The following is a 21,044-nucleotide window of genomic DNA, read 5'->3' on the forward strand; positions in this document are numbered from 1 at the left end:
CGTCTGTTGTTTAAATTCATCATTATACCTTTGCCGCTGTTCACCCAAAATGAACACCTCCTGATAAGATTATTATCCTCATCTCCTAACGAGGTGTCTACTTTTTATTCTAGTTTCATTTTTCCATTTATTCTCAATAAATAGGCCGAATTCGATGAAATAGCTGGATAGTATCCAGCTATTTCGCAACCTTGTACAAACTAGCTAGTTGCCCACCATCCATCCCGTCGCGCCAGCCCACCATAACTCCCGCAAGTCATCCACCATCCACCCGCCCAGCAGAACTCCCACAAGTCATCCAATCCCGTCCCGCCCACCAGAACTCCCACAAGTCATCCATCATCCACCCGCCCACCATAACTCCCGCAAGTCATCCACCCTTTCATCAGTCCCCATGAAAATAAAAAAAACAGCCACCCCAGGTATCTAACCCCCGAGATCGGCTGTTTTTAAACTTTTTACAATCCCAACAAAAACGGCACAACCATATCAGCAATCCGCCGATGCCCAGCCTCATTCGGATGCAAGCCATCCGATGTGAAGTGAGGCAGTGTCAGCTTGTTCAATCCACTTTCTGCATACAGATTAAGCACAGGCAGCCCATACAGCAAGCCAATCTGCTTGATAGCTTCAACGTAATCAATGAGGCGATGGCCAACTGCGTTCACATAGAAAATGTCATATTGATCTTTATCCCGCTGCAACGGTGTCCATAGGCTCAAGCGACACGTCGGATTTTTCGTCAAAATATTCTCGATTAATGTGGCATAGGCGCCATGAAACGTAAAGACATCCGTACTGCCCAGCTCCCCGATAGGCTTATCCAAACGAAAATCATTGACCCCGGCGAAGATGGTAACACAATCCAAAGATGTGTCGATCGTCCGACCTACATGAGTCGTCGCACCATAGTCACGGTCGCCCCCGGCTGTCATGGGGCAGCCGCTTTTGCCATAGTTGATCACGCTCGCGAAGCCCAATGCTTCCTGCACTAACGGCTGATACCCGCCTGCTTCGGTAATGCTATCTCCGAGGGTGCCCCAAGTTTTGCCCGCCCATTTGTTAAGCAAGTTTGTGAGTCTCCTTTCAATTAATTCTCTTCTTCATAATGAACAGAACCGACAGCGACTTCACGATCTGCATACGCCAGTCCTGGATTATCTCCCAGATATGCACCTTGTGCGATCAAGTTACGCTGTAATTCAGGGATGGACACTTCACGGAAACCGACACCATTAACGCTCGCCATTGAGGCAGCAACGCCTGCCGCTTCCCCCATCGCAAAGCAGTTCGGCATAACGCGAAGCGAGCCTTGTACAGGACGATCAGACGAAACAGAGCGTCCTGCGACGATGAGATTCGATTTGCCTTGCGGAAGCATACAGCGATAAGGTACGCCGTGGGATTTACCTTTTGGCAGATGCTTAATCGTCATTGTGGAACCGGCATTCGCCAAATGGATATCAATGAAGTAGGAATTACGGGCAATATCATCCTCGAAGGTACGCATCGTGAGGAAATCATCCACGACTAGGGTGTAGTCGCCTTGAATGCGGCGGGTTTCGCGAATACCGATTTGATCGCCGGAATGGACAAGGAAAATATTCTCAAAGCCAGGCACATATTTCTTCAAGAATCGGATTTGTGTATCAATTAACTGACGTCCTTCGATCGCGGCACGTGTTAAATCTTCCGCTTTTGTTCCGTCTATATTGAAGACGTGGCCGAAGTTAAAACCAACTACGGAGTTCGATATCCAAGCCATCCCTGAAATGCGTTTGCGTCCTTCAGGCAGTTCACCATTTTGCTGGGCTAAGGTTACCAGTTCTTCAAGTTGCGGATGCTGACCCGTTTCAGCGAGAAATTGACTGAAGCGATCCTTATCTGCACCAGTAACGACATAACACATCGTACCAGGCTGGAGCTCACCATTTTCGCCCCCAACTTGAAAAGGAACTCCAGCCAATGCTGCAAGATCCGCATCTCCAGAGGCATCAATGTACAGCTTCGCTTGCACGACGGAGCGGCCGGATTTATTGCTAATGACAAGACCGTTGATGCGATCCCCATCAAGCAGCACTTGATCAGCTACGGTATGGAATAGTACTTGTGCGCCGCTAGCAAGCACTTCAGCGTCATAGACGCGTTTGAGCGTTTCGACATCGATCGGAACCCAGTCCAATAATTGTTCATACCGGTTTAGGAAATCTTCTCCTGCTGCGTGCTTCATTTTCTCAAGCAAATCGAGACCGATACCACGAATAACAGGTTTTTCTCCATCGGTATATGGGCAAAATGCAGGTACAAGTGCAGCTGTTCCCATGCCGCCTAGGTAGCCTCGTTGCTCAATTAAGAGCGTGCTGGCACCATTACGTGCAGCAGCAATTGCAGCGGCAATACCTGTAGCGCCACCGCCAACAACAACGACATCGGGGGTGTGACTGACAGTAAGTTTTTGAGCAGGTATGGTTACGGTTGAGTTGTTAGTAGATGAGTTAGTCATTCGAATTTTCCTCCTAGTGGGTGGACGTAGGCGAGTCTAAGCGCCGCAATGTTCTCGCGTTTACGTGTTCAGAAAGCCTTTGTTTTCATTATAGATCGCTGTTGGAAAGGAACTAGTTTAATTTTTGTTTCATCTAAAAAGTAAGCATGATATAGTGGACATGGATAAGTCATATCAGTTATGTTTTTTAACTTTTGTCCGTTACAAACAACGTCTTGGAGGTACAATAACCCCATGCCAACCCGCAAAGCCGTCACCATGAAAACAATCGCCATCGAGCTTGGCTTAACGGTACAAACCGTCAATAAAGCACTGAAGGGCAAGCATGGTATGTCAGAAGCTACTCGCCAACTCATTGTTCATACTGCCGAGAAGCTCGGATATTACACGATGGATCAGATCCGTAGTTTAAGGTTGGATCATATTGCACCTTATCCGAATGAGCGTCTGCGTTTTTTGCTTGTTCAGACAGCAGAATCTGTGTCCTATAATCGTTTGCTGTTACAAGGTCTGCAAGATCGATTCTTCTCCTTCGGGCATCGCATAGAATTGCTTATGCTGCCGCAGCGCATAAAGCAAGAGAAGATGGCGGTGTGGCTAGAGGAGGCAGGAGTCCAATATGCGGACGGTATTTTCATTGCGCCGAGTATTCTGCCTCAGGAGTGGGAAGCTGCGCTATTTGACCTTCCCATTCCCCGAATTCTGCTAAGCTTTCCACCGTCGGGTGTTAAAATTGATAGTGTTATCTGGGATGTGTACGAAGCGACTTGCCAGGCAGTGGCCTATCTGCGTAGTCAAGGGCATGAGCGCATTATGTATGTAGGTGACATCCAAATGCAGCGCGGATCTATTCTGCGTTGGCAGGCTTTTGGCTACGCGATGCAAGCTTCTGGCATCACGATCGTGCCTTCCGAGCATTGTATCGGTCACCGCGACACCAACTTGGCGTGGCATAATGAACTCCTCAATCAAATTCAACAACAACAGCCAACTGCCATTATTTGCGGCATTGATCATGAAGTGTCAGTGGTCTATGACATTTGCAAGGCGCTTCAGTTTCGAGTACCAGACGATGTTTCCTTAGTTGGCTTCCTCAATGAGCAACCTGATGGTTTACCGGAATTTACACGTCCGCTTCTTCCAATCTCACAAACGGGATACCGCGCAGCGGATCGGATGCTGTGGCGAATTGCCAATCCGACATTGCCTTTTGAACATATTCGCATTCAGGGAGAATTTCATATCGGTCTTACCACCACAGGGATCACATCCTAATCCATCCCTCCAATTCTCACCTTAAGATCGCACCAGAAATCATAAGATCCTCCTATGTCTCCTGGCTTTGTCCAAGTTATAATGAAGAGAACTGCGATTAGGGAGGCCGACACCAGATGTATAAACTTGTCATTGTGGATGATGAACCGACAGTTCGTTTCGGGTTAAGTAATTATTTTGACTGGAAGGCACATGGGATTGAGGTTGTAGGCGAAGCAGACGATGGTGACGTAGCACTAGAGGTGATCGAGCGTGAGAAGCCGGATCTGGTCCTAACAGACGTGCGAATGCCTAATATGGATGGGATTCAGATGTCCAACCAGATAAGTGAACGGTTTCCTCATATCAAAATTGTGTTCGTCAGTGGTCACGATGATGCTGAGTATTTGAAATCTGCGCTGAAGGTTAAAGCGGTTGATTATATGTTTAAGCCTGTTAATTTAGGCGAGTTGGAGATTGTTATAGAACGCTTAGTAAGCTCTCTCCATGCCGAGCAGCAAGAGCGCAAGCTCATTGAAGATATGCAGGTCAAGCTCATACAGAGCATGCCTCTGCTGCAAGAGAAATTTCTGATGTCGCTGATTCGAGAAGGTGTTATTTACCCATCACGTGTGCAAGATCGTATTGATTTTCTCAATTTGAACTTGCCAATGGAGGGAGCCTATTGGGTCATAGCTATTCGTATCGATGATGCCACTGAGGTTGCGCAAACCCGGTCAGAGAGAGACCAACAGCTGCTGTCCTATTCGGTTCTGAATATTGTGCAGGAGCTGATTGAGCGAGATATTGGCGGCTATGTTTTTGAAAATCAGATCGGCGAATTCGTAGGCATTCTTCGTATGGCTGGGGAAGATGATCAGGAGAACCTGCTGTTCACCCTGGCAGAGGAAGTTCGCGAAAGCCTTCATAATTATTTGAAAATCAGTGTGACGATCGGGGTAGGTGAACGGATTTCTAGACTTGCCAGCCTGCCGCAATCCTATTCGCAAGCGAGGGAAGCGGCCGATCAACGATGGTTTTTAGGCAAAAACCAGATCATTTCGATGGACAATTTGGAGCAAGCCGAGGAGAGTGTGTATCGATTTGATGCCTCTCAGCAAGAGCGTATCGTTTCATCCTTAAAGTCTGCAGATACCTTGAAAGTGCAGGAGGAACTGCACGAGATGTACAATGCGCTGTCGCGTAACCGAACAGATGGTATTGCGTATGGACGTAACATCAGTCTTCAATTGTTGCTTTTAGCCAGTCGCATATTATTGGAACTGCACGTACAGAAGCAAGATCTCGCAAGCAAAGAAAACGAGCTTATGGCTAAAGTGTTCCAGCAAGAAACGTTAGGCGCTTTACATCGTCTTGTTGAAGTGTTTCTGGTCGAGGTATGTGAGCGCATTGGTGAGAAACGAAATGGCAAATCCAAAAATGTGATCGAACGCACGCGGGCGATTATTGATAAACGGTATGCGGAGAATTTGCAAGTAGGCGATATCGCGACCGAAGTATTCCTGTCTACGACGTATTTGTGTTTGCTTTTTAAACAAGAAACTGGGGAAACGATTAACGAGTATATGACCAAGGTTCGCGTGGAGCAAGCGAAAGCACTATTAAAGGATCCCGCTAATAAATTTTATGAAGTGTGTTATGCAGTGGGGTATTCGGATCCTAGTTATTTTAGCAAAATATTCAAAAAATATACGGGGTATACACCGAGCTCCTTCCGTGAGCAAGTCATGTAAAGAGAGTAGGGTTCATCGTGCATGTCAAGAACAGAGGCTGGACGTTTATTACGATGATTTTCAAAAGTGTTCTTGCAGCAAGGCTATGGCTGATCGCCTACGCGGTGTTGATTATCATACCTGCTTCCATTTTTCTATATGCCTATTCCCAGCGATATTCGCACATTCTGGAAGAAGAAGTGACGCGTTCGATGCTTCAAACGTTGAAACAGGCTGAAATTAATTTGGATCATCAGTTTGATAACTTGCGGGATACGTCGAATTCGTTGTTTACAAATCTGAAGCTAGTGGAGTATTTAAATAATTCGTCCTCCTACAGCGACCAAATTGATGCCTTAAAAGAAATGCGATTATTAATTGATAATATCCAGACCAATACGAATGTGTTTCGTGTTCGACTATATGTAGATGAGAAAAAGCTATTTTCTCATGAGAAAGTAAATTTTTTCACCATTGAAACACTCATGACACGTCCTTGGTATGAGAAAGTAAAAAATGCTAGCGGTCATCTCGTTTGGACAGGTGTTTATGAGGAAAATTTTATTGAGAATCCAGAGGATACCAAATTTATATTCTCTGGTATTCGCCTCCTAAGAGACCCAAATCATTTCGACAGTGTATCCGGATACTTATCCCTAGACGTAGAAGCGAAGACGCTTGAAAATATTGTCGCAGGCATCTCACTGAACAAAGACCAGAGTGTCTTTATCGTTGCTCCGGATGGCTCCATTGTGTTTCACAGCGATAAATCCTTATTAGGGACTAATTTAGAATCGAAATCGGTTCTACAGGCTATTGAAGCAAACAAGGAAGGTGTATCGCCCATTGTTGAGAATGATACGCAACAATATGTCGTTTACACCACAGTAGACGCCACAGGTTGGAAGCTTGTAGCTGAGGTTCCGAAGAAGGGTATCAACTCACGAGCTGCCTCGTTAAATCAATTTTCGAGTGTAGCTACGTTAACAGGGGTGACGATACTATTCTTGATCCTCGTTTTCATTTTATTAGCCTTTATCGTGCGAGGGATGAATCGCCGCGTCCAGACGGTTATTAGAGCCATTAAACGCGAAGGTGTGGCTGGCCTTGAGGAAAGGACGATCACATCGGATGGCGATTTTAATCTACTAGAAAAAAGTGTGGATCATCTTATTCATCGCGTGAAGGATTTAATGGAAGAAACCTACAGATCGAAGGTACAGGAGCGAGAGGCACAGTTGCGTGCCTTGCAAGCACAGATTAATCCCCATTTTCTCTACAATACATTGGATACGATAAATTGGATTGCCATTGGACATAAAGCGCACGACATTAGTCAAATGATCGACGGACTTGCTCGGTATTTCAGGCTCAGTTTGAATAAGGGGAGGGATGTCGTAACTGTTACGGATGAGCTTGAGCTTGCTAAGGTATACCTAGAAATACAACAGACGCGTTTTCCCAAAAGCTTCGAATTCTTCTTTGAGCTAGTAGGGAAGGATGAATCGGATGAAGCCTCTAAAGAAGGATATACATTAGAATCGTGCCTCATTCCCAAGCTCACTTTGCAGCCAATTGTAGAAAATGCTTTACTTCACGGCATACGTAAATCCAAAGGGAAAACAGGTAAAATCACGATTCGCGCCTTCATAGAAGATGATAACCTGCTGTTGTCCGTCACCGATGATGGTATTGGTATGGATCCTGGTTTTGCCCAAACTTTGCTAACTGAACCTAGACCGGCTATGCGAACAGATGGTTCTGGAAGTTCATATGGCTTATACAATGTGAATGAACGAATTCGTTTGTTCTCGGGTGAAGCCTATGGGCTAAGCATTCAATCTCAGCTTGGAGAAGGAACGACGATTACAGCAAGATTTCAATTGCAACGGCAAATAACAGAATCTAGCAGCTAGCAACAAGAGCATTCCTCATTCGATGATGAATGCTCTTTCGGTTAGTGATGTTCTGGGAGAAAGGAAGTAAATGTCTTGGCAGCCGAATCCATTCTAAATCAAGATGTAATACCACACATTAGATACGCTGATCAGTTGTATTTTAAACAGTGGAATACGCACGCGAGAATCATTACTGATTATTTGCTGCTTTACGTACAAGAAGGTTCAGCAGAATTATCTATTGATGCGAATAAACATAGCTTGAAGCCTGGGCAGTTCAGTTTTATTCAACCTGGTGTTCTGCATCAGATCGAATCGGAGTCGCCGCTGACGGTATTGGCGCTCCATTTTGATTTGTTCCCGTCTGGAGGTGGAGAGCGACTTCCTATGATTATGCCGGTGGAGCGTGGCAATCAACCTGAATTGGTCAATTTGCAACCAGATTTAACAACGTTTGCTGACATTGATGTGCCTGTTGTTTTTAAATCTACAAGGCATGAATGGATGGTGGATGTCCTCCTGCAAATTATCGAGCACTGGAACCGTCAACATGCACTGGCTAAGCTTCAAGCGCATGTGTATGCCGCAGAAATTATTCTGGAGCTATTAAAAGAATATACGTCTCATGAAAGCTCTGAACATAAAAATACAATTTCCTTAAACTGGGTGCCAGCTTATATGCAGTATCGTTTATCTGAACCGCTTTCTGTAGAGGAAATGGCCCGTAAAGCGTTTATGTCACGCTCCTATTTCTCCATGATATTCCGAAATCAGTTCGGTATTGCCCCTCATCAATATTTGTTGAAGCTTAGGCTTGATTATGCGACTGACCTGTTGCGTGGCACCTCAATGTCGCTGCAGAGCATCTCTGACAGTTGTGGATTCTCGAGTGTGCATCATTTTTCAAAAATGTATAAACTTCGATTTGGATGCCCGCCAAGTCAAACGAGACGTGAATAAGAAAAAAGACGTTTTGATAAATCAAAAGCGTGTTTTGATAAAGCCAAACGATGCTTTCTCCACCTATAATAGTGCCATACACCCTATACTTCAAACTCAGGGAGGCCAAGATGATCTCGTATGCAGGTATTTCAAATCCTTTTGGTACTGGCACTTACAGTGTAGAGAAGAACTCAAAGGTGTTGCGAAGATATAGGTATATCCATGAGCAGATGTTCCGCTTAGGAGCAGGGCAGCTTCCAGCAAGAGCCCACTGGCATCTGAAGGCAGCGCTGGGCAAGCATCTGTATGAGGACGCAGAGGCGGCAGGTTCACTCCGTCGGCGAATTCTAGAACTGAGAACTTCTCCCATGCTTTTGCAAAAAGATCCAAATGTGACACTGACCTTGCTTTTTGAGGAGTTAATTCATGCGGAGAGTGATCTGGAACTGCTTGTCGGTCTGTACAGGGTAATGAAACCGGCCTTACTAAAAGCATATACACAACATATGGCAGAGACTCAGCAGCTTGTCGATTATCCGACGGTGCGTCTGCTAAAGGCACTTTCTTCCGATTTGCGAGAACAGATCGAGTGGGGAGAGGGCATGATTGAGGCGTTACAGCGAGAAGGGGAATCCTTAGAGTTAGCCGCGGAATTCGAAAGCAGAATGATAAGCTATTTAGAGGCAGCGGGAGGTATTAGCGGCGAGCACGGCACTTCCACGCATGTTCCCGCTAGATGGCGATCGGGCAAGGTGTATGAAATGCCGAAACATGCCGTTCGGGATGCGAAAAGGATGGGATCGCCGGCCATGGGACGAACGGCCATACCGAACTTGCCGGATGATCCTGTGAAAATCCGTTTGATCGCGATGATGAAGGCCAGGCAAGAAGAAATGTCGGCAGTAGAGAATCTGGCGAGCGTCATTTATGACCTGAAGCTGATGCCTTGGGAGTTTTATCAGGATTTGGCTCGGCATCTGTGGGATGAAGTACGGCACGCGTTGTTTGGCCAGGCGGCGCTTGAGGCAGAAGGAATTGATTGGATGGCGTTGCGGCAATACGTAGGCGGTTATGATCCAATTATCGGAAAGCTTCCCGCCCAGCGATATGCGCTCTTGAGCATTGGTTTTGAGGAGAAGGCGATGAGGCGTCCTGGCAAAATTGCCGAGTACGAATTCTGCCGTGACGATGCCAAACACCCGTTGATGGAGCGATTCCAGGATTACGACTGGGCCGACGAAGTGACGCATGCTGCTTTCGGTCGCAAGTGGACGCCGGAAATGTTCGGTGAGGACTTGGATTATGTAAGGCAGGTTGCGGATGTAGAGATGGAAGAGCGAGAGAAGTTCTTTCAAATGTGGGCTAAACTTCAAGAGGCTGAAGGGTAATAATGTAGGGGCATTTTAAAATAACTTAACGTAATGAAAGAAGGATGACGATGAGCACCCAACCTACCCAAACTTATGATTTTCAAAGAAAGATCGAAACGTATGATTCAGCTGATGTCGTTGTTATTGGCGGCGGACCTGCTGGAACGGCAGCTGCCATTAGCGCAGCGAGATTAGGGAAGAAAGTCACTTTGTTGGAAAAATCGGGCCAATTAGGCGGTATGGGGACGCTCGGAAACGTCAGTATTTTTATGCCGATTGGTAATGTAACTGGTATTTACCGGGAGATGATTGCCGAAGCACTGGCCGACCATTTGCCTAAGGATCATGATGTTTCGATCGCCCCGCAATATTCGCCTTTCATACTGAGACAGTACTTAAATGAGAAAATGAAGAAGGAAGGCGTACACGTCATCTATCATGCTGAGTTTATCGGCACGGTGAAGGAAGACAGAAGCGTGAAGGCTGTCATCGTATCGACGCGGGAGGGGTTGAAAGCTTTCGAAGGCAAGCAGTTCATCGACTGTACGGGAGATGCAAGAGCTGCACTAGATGCGGGTGTACCTTACACGTCCGGACGAGATGAAGATGGCATGACCCAACCCATGACATTGATGTTTATGATGCAAAATACAGGTAAGCCAGTAGCACAAATTTTGCCTGAAGGCTGCTATCGATATGATGAAATATCGGATCTACCGCAAGGCCGCCGTTTATATTGGGAACGAAACAATGACGGAACATTGCTTGTGAATATGACACGTGTCAAAGGCAATGGTGCCAAAATCGAGGACGTCAATTACGCGGAAACAGAGGCATTGAGACAAGTGTTTTCCGTCGTCAACTACTTACAACGCAATGGATTTGAAACCTACGCGCTGTCACATATTGCGAATCAAGTGGGCGTTCGTGAAACTAACCAGATTCAAGGTCTATACACATTAACGGAGCAAGATGTTGTCAGCGGAACACGCTTTGCGGATGTGGTCGCACAAACGAATTACGAGATTGATATCCATAGTCCGGATGGTAAGAAAACGACAGATGAGCGTAAGGTCGATGGTTATGACATCCCTTACCGATGCATGGTGACAGAGCAGTTGGATAACATGCTAGTAGCGGGACGGTCGATTTCAGCTACGCATGTAGCGATGTCCTCCATGCGGGTGCAGGCTACGTGTTACGCACTAGGGCAAGCTGCAGGAATCGCAGCATCCATCGCTACGGATGACGCCTGTGCTGTCCAGGACGTTTCGATTGACACACTTCACAGCGCGCTAAGTAGTCAAAATGTTCTCTTTTATAAACAAGGGCAAGTGTCACATCACGCATAGTTAACTGGAATTAAACTAATAAATATCCATTTAAATACAAAAATACAGAGTTATGAGAAAAGCCGCCTCTTCGGTAAAGAGGTCGGCTTTTTTTGCGAAATATCATAAGATTGCACCAGAAACAGAAATATTACCATCTACAAGTCGACTCTGACCACCTATATAATTGACCTATAAGAACACGGAGGTGAGCCATACATGAGTGTAACACTTGCAGAGACTGAACGAAAAACAGCTCACGCCAAGCCCAAGACCCAAGGTAGCGGCCGTTGGAAGCTGATTGTCACTAATTATGATTTATACCTTTTATTAATCCCAGGGATCCTATTTTTGCTAATATTCAAATATGCCCCTATGTATGGGGTTGTCATCGCTTTTCAAGACTTTAATATTTTCGATGGTTTTACCGGAAGTAAATTTGTCGGTCTAGATCAATTCGAGAAGTTGCTTCATTCGGAAGAGTTTTATCAGGTTTTTGTAAATACCTTGGTAATCAGTGTATACAAAATCGTACTTCTTTTCCCAATACCGATCATCATTGCACTTTTTTTAAATGAGGTTCGAAAGGCTTTCTTCAAGAAGACGATTCAAACCATTATCTTTCTCCCGCATTTCTTGTCATGGGTTATTATTTCAGGATTGTTCATTAATATCCTCTCACCGTCAGGTGGTCTAGTGAACAATGTCATTGCGTGGTTCGGAGGGACGCCAATTTCTTTCTTCCTGGACAACCACTTTTTCCGAAGTGTAGTCGTTTTCACCGCAGGTTGGAAGGAATCAGGTTGGAACGCCATTATCTTTATCGCAGCCATTGCAGGTATCGAGCAGGAACAGTATGAAGCTGCTTCGATCGATGGAGCAGGCCGCATCAGACAAATGCTTCATATTACTTTGCCAGGAATTGTACCAACCATCGTTCTCATCTTAATTTTACGCATGGGGTACTTGCTTGAAGCGGGTACAGAGCAGATTCTAACGATGTACAACTCCGTCGTCTATGCATCTGGTGATGTAATCGGGACATTCGTTTATCGGCAGGGGCTCGGTCAACAGGATTATAGCTTTAGTACAGCGGTCGGATTATTCAACTCTCTTGTTGGGTTTATTCTAATCGTAGCCGGTAATGAACTCAGTAAAAAGCTGATTAAACGAAGCATATGGTAGGAGTGAGAGAGCATGCACAAAAAATCACTTGGTGATTGGACCTTTGATATATGTATTTATCTTGTTTTAATTCTTTGCGGCCTAGCTACTGTGCTGCCACTTGCGAATATTTTGTCCAAAGCAGTTAGTGAAGAAACAGCTGTAGTATCCGGAAAAGTTGGGATTATTCCAGTTGGTTTCCAGTTAGATACGATGAAGTATGTCGTGTCCTCCAGCCAATTTCTCCACTCGATTGGGATATCTTTACTAATTACGGTTGTAGGTACCGTGATTGCCATTGTGGTAACAGCATTAACAGCCTATCCATTGTCCAAAAGACATCTTCCCGGTATTTCCATTATTATGGTGCTATTTATTTTCACAATGATGTTTAATGGTGGAATTATTCCGAATTACTTGCTAATGAAGAAACTGCACTTAATCAATAGTTTATGGTCGCTGATGCTGCCAGCACTGATTAGTGTGTTCAATATGTTAGTTATCAAAAGTTATTATGAATCCTTGCCAGAGGCGCTTGAAGAATCCGCCAAAATGGATGGCGCTCGCAATTTCGCGATTCTTTGGAAAATTATTCTTCCGTTAAGTGTTCCTGTCATCGCAACGATTGCACTGTTCTATGCGGTTTATTTTTGGAACGACTATTTCCATCCGATGCTCTACATTAATGATGCTGGTCTTAAACCATTACAACTCTACTTGCGTGATATCGTCATGGATGCTGATAGCTCCAGTGCGATGAACAAAAGTGTTGATGATTTGATGAACGTATCTGCAGAAGGTATTAGAGCTGCAACCGTCATTGCTTCAATTATTCCGATGCTACTTGTCTATCCATATTTGCAGAAGCATTTTGTCAAAGGCGTACTTATTGGATCTGTAAAAGGGTGAATTTGCATTAAAACCCTTGATGATAACATCGAGGGTTTAATGATATATTAAACAGAAGACTAGGGAGGTTTACAACACATGTTAAAAAACAAAAAGAAAATGATGCTCCTAGCTGTAGCAGCAAGCTTATCTGTAACATCTCTTGTCGGTTGCGCTTCCAAAAGTACGGATACAGGAAGCAGCACACCAGCCCAAGCTGGTACAACTGCCGCAGCTACTGCTTCAGCTGGACCTAAGCCGGAATTGAAATCGCTTCAAATTTGGCAAAAGGACGACTATAATACGTATCCGGTTGCTAAATATTTGGAGCAAGCAACAGGTTATAAAGTGCAATACGATATGCTGCCACAGGATAAACCGGCGGACAAGTTGAATATCTTAATTGCTTCTGGGGAATCTTATGATGCAATTACAACAGGTGGATCAACAGACTTTAAAGCCCTATACGCAGATTATGCCAAAAAAGGTGCATTAACGGACTTAGGTCCGCTGATCGACAAGTTCGGTCCGAATATTAAAGCAGCCATTTCTCCTTCTGCTTTGGAAGCTGCCAAAATTGATGGAAAGTTATACGCGATCCCAACAACAACGCTCTCTTTTGCAGGCGAAAGCTTATATATTCGTCAAGATTGGCTTGATAAAGTAGGAATGAAAGCGCCAACAACATTGGATGAACTTACAGCTGTTCTGAAAGCCTTCAAAGAAAAAGATCCTGGTGGAAACGGGGACAAAAATATTCCTTTAACCGTTAAAGGTGAAGCTCCGATTATCCCTAACATTGCTGGTGCATTTGGTCTTGCGAACTTCTGGAATGATGTGAACGGCAAGCTAACACCTCGCGTACTAGACCCTGCTTATAAAGACTATGTCAATTATGTTGGTGATCTCTTTAAACAAGGCTTGCTCGACAAAGAATTCGCTGCTAATAAAGATGCAACTGCCAAAGAGAAATTCTCAAGCGGTAAAGCGGGAATCATTATGCTTCACTGGGCTGATGTTCCGGTCGTTACAGATGCTTTAGTCAAAAATATTCCTTCAGCAAAAGCTACCTATATTCCAACGCTAAAAGGAAAAGATGGGAAATCCGGTTTAAGCGCTTCAGCAGGCTTCGATCGTATTACTTACATTCCTAAAGCTTCCAAGCATGCGGAAGACGCGATTAAATGGATGAATGCGAAGCTTGAGAAAGATACATTCAGAACGATGGCAATTGGTGAAGAAAATAAACATTACACGTTGAAAGATGGCGCTTATACACCGATTCAACCGATTTTTACAGATGAGCGTAATCAAGCCAACAACTTCTTAACAGGTACGGACGACAGAATCTATCAAACTTATTGGCAGGCTCGTGTTCGTAAAGATATGCGTATATTCGACGCTTGGAACTTCATGAATGTTGTTCAACCAGCAACATCGAGATCGGCAGATCCGTTAGGCTATGCTCCTTTCATGCCTGAATTCTCCAAAAACTTCCAACAGTTGAACGTAATGGTTAGTGACTACACGACGAAGTTGATCTTTGGTGCTGAACCATTGACGGGTCTTGAAGCTTTCCAAACCAAATTCAAATCCTCAGGCGGAGACGCAAGTTACAAAGAGGTAAACGATTGGTACGCAACTGCTAAGAAATAATAAGTAAGAGTATATGTAATGAGCTAAGTAGAATGTGGCAATATTCCTTTATGTTATTGGAGTATTGCCATATTCTCTTTTTATTGTGTAAGCGCTTAATTACGAAGGGAGAGTGGACATTGTACTTCGAAAGAATGGTTAGTTATCAGCTAGATAACGAAGCGTAAGGAAAAGGAGATGGAATTAATGTTAAGTAGCAAAAAGATTTACAAGAAGGTTACCCTAATAGCCCAGCCCCAAGTAGATAAGTTTTGCTTCGGGCTGGCTAATTTCCCGAAAACTTTTCAACCTGTATGAACTAGCTACTCTCACCCATGCCATCATCTTCCATCATTATCCATTATTCTCTATCATCCTCCATCACCAATCATCCTCCACTACAGGCTCCCCCTCAACTATCTTCCACCTAAATTGGCACTTTCTTTTCCTTGGAATTCAGAATAAATGGAAAACCTCCAGTTAAAATTGACCATATCGGCGCTTTTTCAATTTTAACTGTAAAACATGTAGGTAATTTCAGTCGTATTCATCAAATCTGGAATAATGGAACGAATTAACTACATAATTTCCATCTATTTTCAATTTTCATCTAAAAAACGGTAAATTAATTGTATTTTTTACAGTTAATTGGGTATGAACTAGCTACGGAAGAGGATCTGAAATACCGTAAGAAGTATGCAACGCTTTGGCGTAAAGTATAAAGAGTAACGTGTCATTCTTTGGTAACCGCTGGGTAAAAGTACCAGCGGTTTTTCTCTATAATTTTCGAGAGAAATGATATGATTTTCGAGGCATCTGAACCTCCTGTAAGCTATAATACGTGTACGGGGGTGCAGGAATGTTCAAGAAGAAGCTATCGTTTAAACTCATTGCTTCGTTATCCGTTTTGATTTTGGTCATCTTCCTCATTTCTGGATATGCCACCTATACCGTTTATCTCAAGCTTTTTACGACGGAAATCAGCAAGCAGTTCGCTAAGGCCAATGAGCAGGCAACCGCACGTGTCGAGACGCAAATTCAGAATCTATATAAAGCAACCAATTATATCGTGTTCCATCCTTATATTGAAGATATTCTCAGGCGCTCAGCAGAGCGTGCTGATGATACTTTCTACAACCGCTTGCTTGATCAGGACGAGCTGACGAAGCTGCTGAATCAGATCTCGATTGATGAACCCAAGCTTTCCAGCATGTATGTGTACAATACGAAGGGCTCCGGCTACTTTTTTGAAAATAATGCAGGTACGGTCATCCCCCTCAGTGATGCCAACTACGCAGCGGTCCTTCGCTCCTTAGAGGGATCTAATGGTGAGCTGGTGTGGCAGCCTCTGAAAATATCGAGCATCGAAAGCTCCGGCTATCGCAATGTGATCTCTGCGGCACGCTATATGAAGAACAAGAAGCAGGAACTCTACGGCAACCTGATTTTATTTTACGATCAATCGATCTTTGGATCCATTCTTGATGAATTAGCGAAAGGCGAAAACGCGCAGGTGATCCTACTCGACAGCAACGACAAGGTCGTCTATACGAATGCTAAGCCAAATAGCGCATTTAAGCTGGAAGATCTGTTGCACGTATCAGACTCTCAAATTGTGAAGTCGAATGGGGAGTCGATCCTCGTTAGCCGCAATAAGACGAGAGACTCCGGGATGACACTCATCAGCACCTTGTCACTGAAATCCATTAATGAGAAGAGTCAGGTTATTTTCCAAATCGCCCTCTACTCGGGTCTCGTCAGTATTCTGCTAGCTTCTTTACTTATTTTCTTCACTGGAAAAAGATTGCTCAAACCACTTTACACGTTAGTTACCGGAATGAAAAAGCTCCGCAGTGGCCGCTTCGATACGCGCATTCGCATCTCCACTCAGGATGAGCTCGCTTTTCTAGGCCATAGTTTCAATGAGATGGCAGCGAATATTGAGTCACTCGTAGAGGAAGTGTATGAACGTAAGTTAAATGAGCGGGAAGCCGAGCTCACCGCGCTGCAAGCGCAATTAAATCCTCATTTCCTCTATAACACATTGGATACAATTCATATGAAGCTTTACCTAGGTGAGAATGACGAACAAGCAGCTCAGTTGGTGCTTTCCTTGTCTGGGCTGCTGCGCTATGCGCTGCAAAACCCAAATGCGCATACGACTGTAAAAGACGAGATCGAGCACATCACGAAATATATCAATATTCAAAGTGTACGGATTGGCGGCAGACTCGAGACGTTTATTCAAGTAGACGAGGAAGCGGAGCAGCTTCCAGTAATCCGGCTCATTTTGCAGCCCCTGGTGGAGAACGCTTTCGTGCACGCTTTTGCCCAAATGTCCAAAATTTGCATTCTGCGCATTAAGGTGTACATGGAGCAATCCTTATTATGTATCGAAATTAGTGATAATGGTCGAGGCATGACACAGGAGCAGGTGGATACAATCATGCAGTTGCAACATCGCAGGCTTGAGGAGCCAACCAGTACCACTGGTGGAATTGGTCTGAAAACCGTGATCAGACGTGTCAGTCTTATGTATGGTTCTCCGTATGGATTAGTTATCCACAGTGAACCTAATGCGGGCACGACGATGAAACTAATACTCCCCGTTCAAACCCAGATGGAAGGAAGTCGGCAGCGATGAAAGGGAAACTGTTACTTGTAGACGATGAGCATCTCATACGCAGGGGCTTGTCTAAAATGATAGAAGCAAGCCACGCTGGATGGACCGTCATCGGGGAGGCTGAGAACGGTGTTCAAGCCTTATCCCTTATTGAAGAGCTTGAGCCGGATCTAGTTATTACGGATATTCGCATGCCCGAAATGGACGGTGTTGAGCTTTGCAGACACATCTCCGAGTTGAACCGCTCGATTGATGTGATGGTGCTAACGGCGCATAAGGATTTTGAATTTGCGCAGGCAGCGCTTCGCTATGGGGCGATAGACTTCCTGTTGAAGCCCATCTCAGCACAAGAATTAGCGCACCCGCTGGAGAAAGCTTATCGTTTGTATGCGGATCGCCAAGAGCAGGAAGAACGCAGTCAATTGGAACGGAATCGTCTACTTGAACATCACATTCAGTCGTGGCTTTTGGGTCTTCCGATGGACGAAGATGCAGTGGCACGTTTGCAGACAACCTGTGAGGGCAGACAACTATTGGTATTTACAGTTGAGACCTACACGCCGTCATCCAAAAGCTATCGGCGCGAAGATGCGAGACTGCTGCAATTTGCTTTGCTGAACATGATGAAGGAATGGTTCGCCATCTCGCAGTTATCTGGCAATATTACGAATGCGAAGCACGATGTGTTCGCTGTGCTGACTGATAAAACTTACTCACTCGCCTCCTTCGAGCTTGGACTGGTGGCGACTGCGCAAAGCCTGCTTGGTTTAACACTCCGGTCAGAAGCCTATGAGAGCATGAACTCCTTATATGGACATTTCGCTTCCTATGAGGGGAACGGTAAAGCAGAGCTGCAGATCCCTGATCATGCCGCTCGGAGCAAAAGCATACAAACCGAAGTTATGTCATTCATCGTACAGGGAAAAACAGAGCAGCTGCGTGAATATTTGGAGATTCATCTCCGGCAAGTGACCGAGATGAATGTGAACGATGCCAAAATCGAGGGACTCAGCACGGCTTTGGCACTTGCAGCAGCAAGTAAGCGGGCTTTAGAAGGAGAAGACGCCGAGGAGAAAGGACTTGGGGAGTGGATTGAGGCGCTCCAGCCAATTCGATTATCCACCGAAGTCGCGGAGTGGCTATCCAAACAGATACAAGCCTTTATGTGGCAGTTAAATTCGTGGCTTGCCGGGAAAAATGTCAATTTACTGGATAAAGCTATTGCGTATATGGAGCGAAATTACGAGGGAGCTTGCTCCATTCATGATGTCGCCCAGCACGTGCATCTCAGTGTGAGCTACTTTAGCAACCTTTTCAAAAAAGAAACAGGCGAAAGCTACACCAACTACTTAACGAAGTTCCGTTTGGAGAAGGCGAAAATTCTATTAAGCAATACGAATATGAAAATATCCGAAATCGCCGAATCGGTCGGCTACGAGGATCCGAACTATTTCACTACGGTTTTCCGTACTTGGGTGCATTGCTCGCCGAGTGAATTTCGGAAGATGGGCTAGTTCAAATTGCAGTCAAAGGCATGTAGCGAATAAAGCTGCGTGCCTTTCTTTAAATATAAGAAGTTGAATAGATGGATTTTCTCCAGTTAATACAAATTTGTGAATCGCAATTCTCACCAACTCTACAAACTCCATCAAAACTGCCAGAGCGGCGAGATGCTTGTCCATCCCGATTGTCATACTAAGACCCAACAGACGTATTTCATATGATCTTCGTATAATTTTCGAGGTATTGCTTATCAGATTCAAGGTAGGTTTGAAATTTTCCTTCTATAATAAGTAGTAGAAAGGAGAGAGATACAATGAACCCAAATTCGGAGGTACATACCACAGTTATACCGAATCAACTGCGTAAAGTGAAAGCCAGATCAAGGCTTCGCTGGAAGGAAAGCTTCCCCCTTATTCTCATGTTGATTCCCGGCATATTGTTCTATGTGCTGTTTAAATATTTGCCGATGGGAGGGCTTGTCATTGCCTTCAAAGACTACAATTTCACGGATGGTATTCTTCACAGTCCTTGGGTCGGGATGAACAACTTTGAAACATTATTTAAACAAGACCAGACAGTGGACATCATCCGCAACACACTTGTATTGAGCGGTTTAACGATTATTTGTGGGTTTCCCATTCCGATCGCGCTTGCGATTATGTTGAATGAAGCACGTCGGATGTGGTTCAAACGGATCGTGCAGACCATTCTGTATATGCCTCACTTTTTCTCATGGGTCATTGTGGGGGGGTTAATTATTTCGATCCTGTCAATTGAATCAGGCACCGTGAACAACTGGATCAAGCTTTCGGGCGGTGAACCATTCGCATTCTTATACAACACGAAGAGTTGGATCGCTGTTTTTATCTCCTCAGGAGTATGGAAGGAAATGGGTTTTAACGCCATCATCTACTTGGCTGCATTGACGGCCATTGATCCCTCTCTGTATGAATCGGCTAACATCGATGGAGCGAACAAATGGCAGCAGATTCGTCATGTGACGATTCCGGGGATTAGCACAACGATCGTCCTTCTACTCATTTTACAATTAGGTAAGGTAATGGAGATTGGCTTTGATCATGTGTATGTGTTGCAAAATTCATTAAACGCCAGTGTCTCCGAGGTTATCTCGACCTATATGTATCGCGTGGGCCTTCAAGGTGGGCAGTTCAGCTTGACGGCAGCAATGGGGTTTTTCGAATCCGTTGTAGGCTTTGTACTTGTCTATTCTGCCAATGCATTGGCGCGTAAATTTGGCCATGGTTTATTTTAAAGTGGAGGTGACATGAGAACATGAGAACGTCCTTCGGAGACCGCCTCTTTTTCGGACTTAATTATGGTTTACTGGCGTTAATCGCCTTGACGTGCTTGCTGCCTTTGCTGCATATTGCCTCATTATCGCTCAGTCATACGCAGGACATTCTGTCAGGCAGGGTAACGTTCTGGCCGGTTGGATGGAATACAGATGCCTTTACGTCAATGATTGAAGGGACACGGATGCTATCCGCCTTTAGAAATAGTGTTGTGATCACCGTTGTTGGTGTCGCGTTAAGCATGCTGGTTACGATACTCACCGCTTACCCATTGTCACGTAAATTATTTCCCGGCAGACGCTATGTGACCTTGGCTTTGATTTTTACCATGATGTTTACCGGGGGGATGATTCCTACTTATCTCATTGTGAAAACATTTGGACTTGTGAATAGTTACTGGGCACTATGGATTCCCGCTCTCGTAAATACGTACAATATGCTCGTCATGAAGACATACTTCGAGAACATACCTGATGAACTGGAAGAAGCGGGTAAAATGGACGGATGCGGACAATGGCGTCAGTTGCTGCAAATTATTTTGCCATTATCTAAGCCCGTGCTGGCGACGATCACGCTATTTTATGCGGTAAGCTATTGGAACTCATTTTTCAATGTGATGCTCTATATCAATGAATCCGCGAAATATAATTTGGCGGTCCTTGTGCAAAATATGATTCAAAACCAACAGCTTCTGCAGGAGATCGTGTTAACAGGCGTCCAAGTCGAAGTTGTGCCAGAATCTTTGAAGGCGGCTAGTGTCATGATTATGATGCTGCCCATGATCGTGATCTACCCGTTCCTGCAAAAGTATTTCGTGAAGGGCGTTATGCTCGGTGCTGTAAAAGGCTAGTCTCATTCATGCTGGATTCACCATGCTTACCAAGCGT

Annotated in this window: 15 protein-coding genes; 13 read left to right on the top strand and 2 right to left on the bottom strand. The window is 44.8% G+C overall.

All coding sequences use genetic code 11. The features are described from left to right. Positions 1–458: 458 nt before the first annotated feature. A complete protein-coding gene (locus HQN88_RS36195; protein ID WP_173121309.1) occupies positions 459–1,070 on the bottom strand; it encodes an SGNH/GDSL hydrolase family protein in 612 nt (203 codons plus the stop codon). 20 nt (positions 1,071–1,090) lie between these two features. Beyond that, positions 1,091–2,503 carry an FAD-dependent oxidoreductase gene (locus tag HQN88_RS36200; RefSeq protein ID WP_173121311.1) on the bottom strand — a complete coding sequence of 471 codons (1,413 nt, stop codon included), beginning with the start codon at positions 2,501–2,503 and terminating at the stop codon, positions 1,091–1,093. Between the two features lie 234 nt (positions 2,504–2,737). Here HQN88_RS36200 and HQN88_RS36205 point away from each other — a divergent pair, with 234 nt between their 5' ends. The 13 genes from HQN88_RS36205 to HQN88_RS36265 all read left to right on the top strand — a co-directional run bounded on the left by HQN88_RS36205 (position 2,738) and on the right by HQN88_RS36265 (position 21,007). Further along, entirely contained in the window at positions 2,738–3,778 is a 1,041-nt protein-coding gene (locus HQN88_RS36205) for a LacI family DNA-binding transcriptional regulator (RefSeq protein WP_173121313.1), read from the top strand. 116 nt (positions 3,779–3,894) lie between these two features. After that, complete coding sequence (locus HQN88_RS36210) at positions 3,895–5,511, top strand: response regulator (RefSeq protein WP_173121315.1); 1,617 nt, start codon at positions 3,895–3,897, stop codon at positions 5,509–5,511. Positions 5,512–5,528: 17 nt separating this feature from the next. After that, complete coding sequence (locus HQN88_RS36215) at positions 5,529–7,406, top strand: cache domain-containing sensor histidine kinase (protein ID WP_173121317.1); 1,878 nt, start codon at positions 5,529–5,531, stop codon at positions 7,404–7,406. Between the two features lie 75 nt (positions 7,407–7,481). Continuing rightward, positions 7,482–8,348 carry an AraC family transcriptional regulator gene (locus HQN88_RS36220; RefSeq protein WP_173121319.1) on the top strand — a complete coding sequence of 289 codons (867 nt, stop codon included), beginning with the start codon at positions 7,482–7,484 and terminating at the stop codon, positions 8,346–8,348. Positions 8,349–8,458: 110 nt separating this feature from the next. After that, positions 8,459–9,718, top strand: a complete 1,260-nt coding sequence (locus HQN88_RS36225) for a hypothetical protein (protein ID WP_173121322.1) — start codon at positions 8,459–8,461, stop codon at positions 9,716–9,718. Positions 9,719–9,768: 50 nt separating this feature from the next. After that, on the top strand, positions 9,769–11,052 hold the full coding sequence (locus HQN88_RS36230; protein ID WP_246320643.1) for an FAD-dependent oxidoreductase: 1,284 nt from the start codon (positions 9,769–9,771) through the stop codon (positions 11,050–11,052). A 198-nt stretch (positions 11,053–11,250) separates the two neighbouring features. Beyond that, the gene (locus HQN88_RS36235; RefSeq protein ID WP_173121326.1) at positions 11,251–12,216 is read left to right on the top strand and encodes an ABC transporter permease; all 966 of its coding nucleotides are present in this window, start codon (positions 11,251–11,253) and stop codon (positions 12,214–12,216) included. Positions 12,217–12,228: 12 nt separating this feature from the next. Then, positions 12,229–13,104, top strand: coding sequence for a carbohydrate ABC transporter permease (locus HQN88_RS36240; protein ID WP_173121328.1), 876 nt, complete (start codon positions 12,229–12,231; stop codon positions 13,102–13,104). Positions 13,105–13,182: 78 nt separating this feature from the next. Continuing rightward, positions 13,183–14,739 carry an extracellular solute-binding protein gene (locus HQN88_RS36245; RefSeq protein ID WP_173121330.1) on the top strand — a complete coding sequence of 519 codons (1,557 nt, stop codon included), beginning with the start codon at positions 13,183–13,185 and terminating at the stop codon, positions 14,737–14,739. A gap of 838 nt (positions 14,740–15,577) precedes the next feature. Beyond that, positions 15,578–17,362, top strand: a complete 1,785-nt coding sequence (locus tag HQN88_RS36250; RefSeq protein WP_173121332.1) for a cache domain-containing sensor histidine kinase — start codon at positions 15,578–15,580, stop codon at positions 17,360–17,362. After that, complete coding sequence (locus tag HQN88_RS36255) at positions 17,359–18,855, top strand: response regulator transcription factor (RefSeq protein ID WP_173121335.1); 1,497 nt, start codon at positions 17,359–17,361, stop codon at positions 18,853–18,855. Before HQN88_RS36250 ends, HQN88_RS36255 begins: the two co-directional genes overlap by 4 nt. A 302-nt stretch (positions 18,856–19,157) precedes the next feature. After that, positions 19,158–20,117, top strand: coding sequence for an ABC transporter permease (locus HQN88_RS36260; protein ID WP_173121337.1), 960 nt, complete (start codon positions 19,158–19,160; stop codon positions 20,115–20,117). Positions 20,118–20,137: 20 nt separating this feature from the next. After that, a complete protein-coding gene (locus HQN88_RS36265) occupies positions 20,138–21,007 on the top strand; it encodes a carbohydrate ABC transporter permease (protein ID WP_173121339.1) in 870 nt (289 codons plus the stop codon). Positions 21,008–21,044: the final 37 nt, after the last annotated feature.

The organism is Paenibacillus qinlingensis (genome assembly GCF_013204845.1).
Lineage (GTDB): Bacteria > Bacillota > Bacilli > Paenibacillales > NBRC-103111 > Paenibacillus_E > Paenibacillus_E qinlingensis.

Bases quoted from the DNA above. Each gene is read 5' to 3' on its own strand.
- HQN88_RS36200 (WP_173121311.1), bottom strand. From the start codon at position 2,503: ATGACTAACTCATCTACTAACAACTCAACCGTAACCATACCTGCTCAA.
- HQN88_RS36205 (WP_173121313.1), top strand. From the start codon at position 2,738: ATGCCAACCCGCAAAGCCGTCACCATGAAAACAATCGCCATCGAGCTT.
- HQN88_RS36210 (WP_173121315.1), top strand. From the start codon at position 3,895: ATGTATAAACTTGTCATTGTGGATGATGAACCGACAGTTCGTTTCGGG.
- HQN88_RS36225 (WP_173121322.1), top strand. From the start codon at position 8,459: ATGATCTCGTATGCAGGTATTTCAAATCCTTTTGGTACTGGCACTTAC.
- HQN88_RS36230 (WP_246320643.1), top strand. From the start codon at position 9,769: ATGAGCACCCAACCTACCCAAACTTATGATTTTCAAAGAAAGATCGAA.
- HQN88_RS36235 (WP_173121326.1), top strand. From the start codon at position 11,251: ATGAGTGTAACACTTGCAGAGACTGAACGAAAAACAGCTCACGCCAAG.
- HQN88_RS36240 (WP_173121328.1), top strand. From the start codon at position 12,229: ATGCACAAAAAATCACTTGGTGATTGGACCTTTGATATATGTATTTAT.
- HQN88_RS36245 (WP_173121330.1), top strand. From the start codon at position 13,183: ATGTTAAAAAACAAAAAGAAAATGATGCTCCTAGCTGTAGCAGCAAGC.
- HQN88_RS36250 (WP_173121332.1), top strand. From the start codon at position 15,578: ATGTTCAAGAAGAAGCTATCGTTTAAACTCATTGCTTCGTTATCCGTT.
- HQN88_RS36255 (WP_173121335.1), top strand. From the start codon at position 17,359: ATGAAAGGGAAACTGTTACTTGTAGACGATGAGCATCTCATACGCAGG.
- HQN88_RS36260 (WP_173121337.1), top strand. From the start codon at position 19,158: ATGAACCCAAATTCGGAGGTACATACCACAGTTATACCGAATCAACTG.
- HQN88_RS36265 (WP_173121339.1), top strand. From the start codon at position 20,138: ATGAGAACGTCCTTCGGAGACCGCCTCTTTTTCGGACTTAATTATGGT.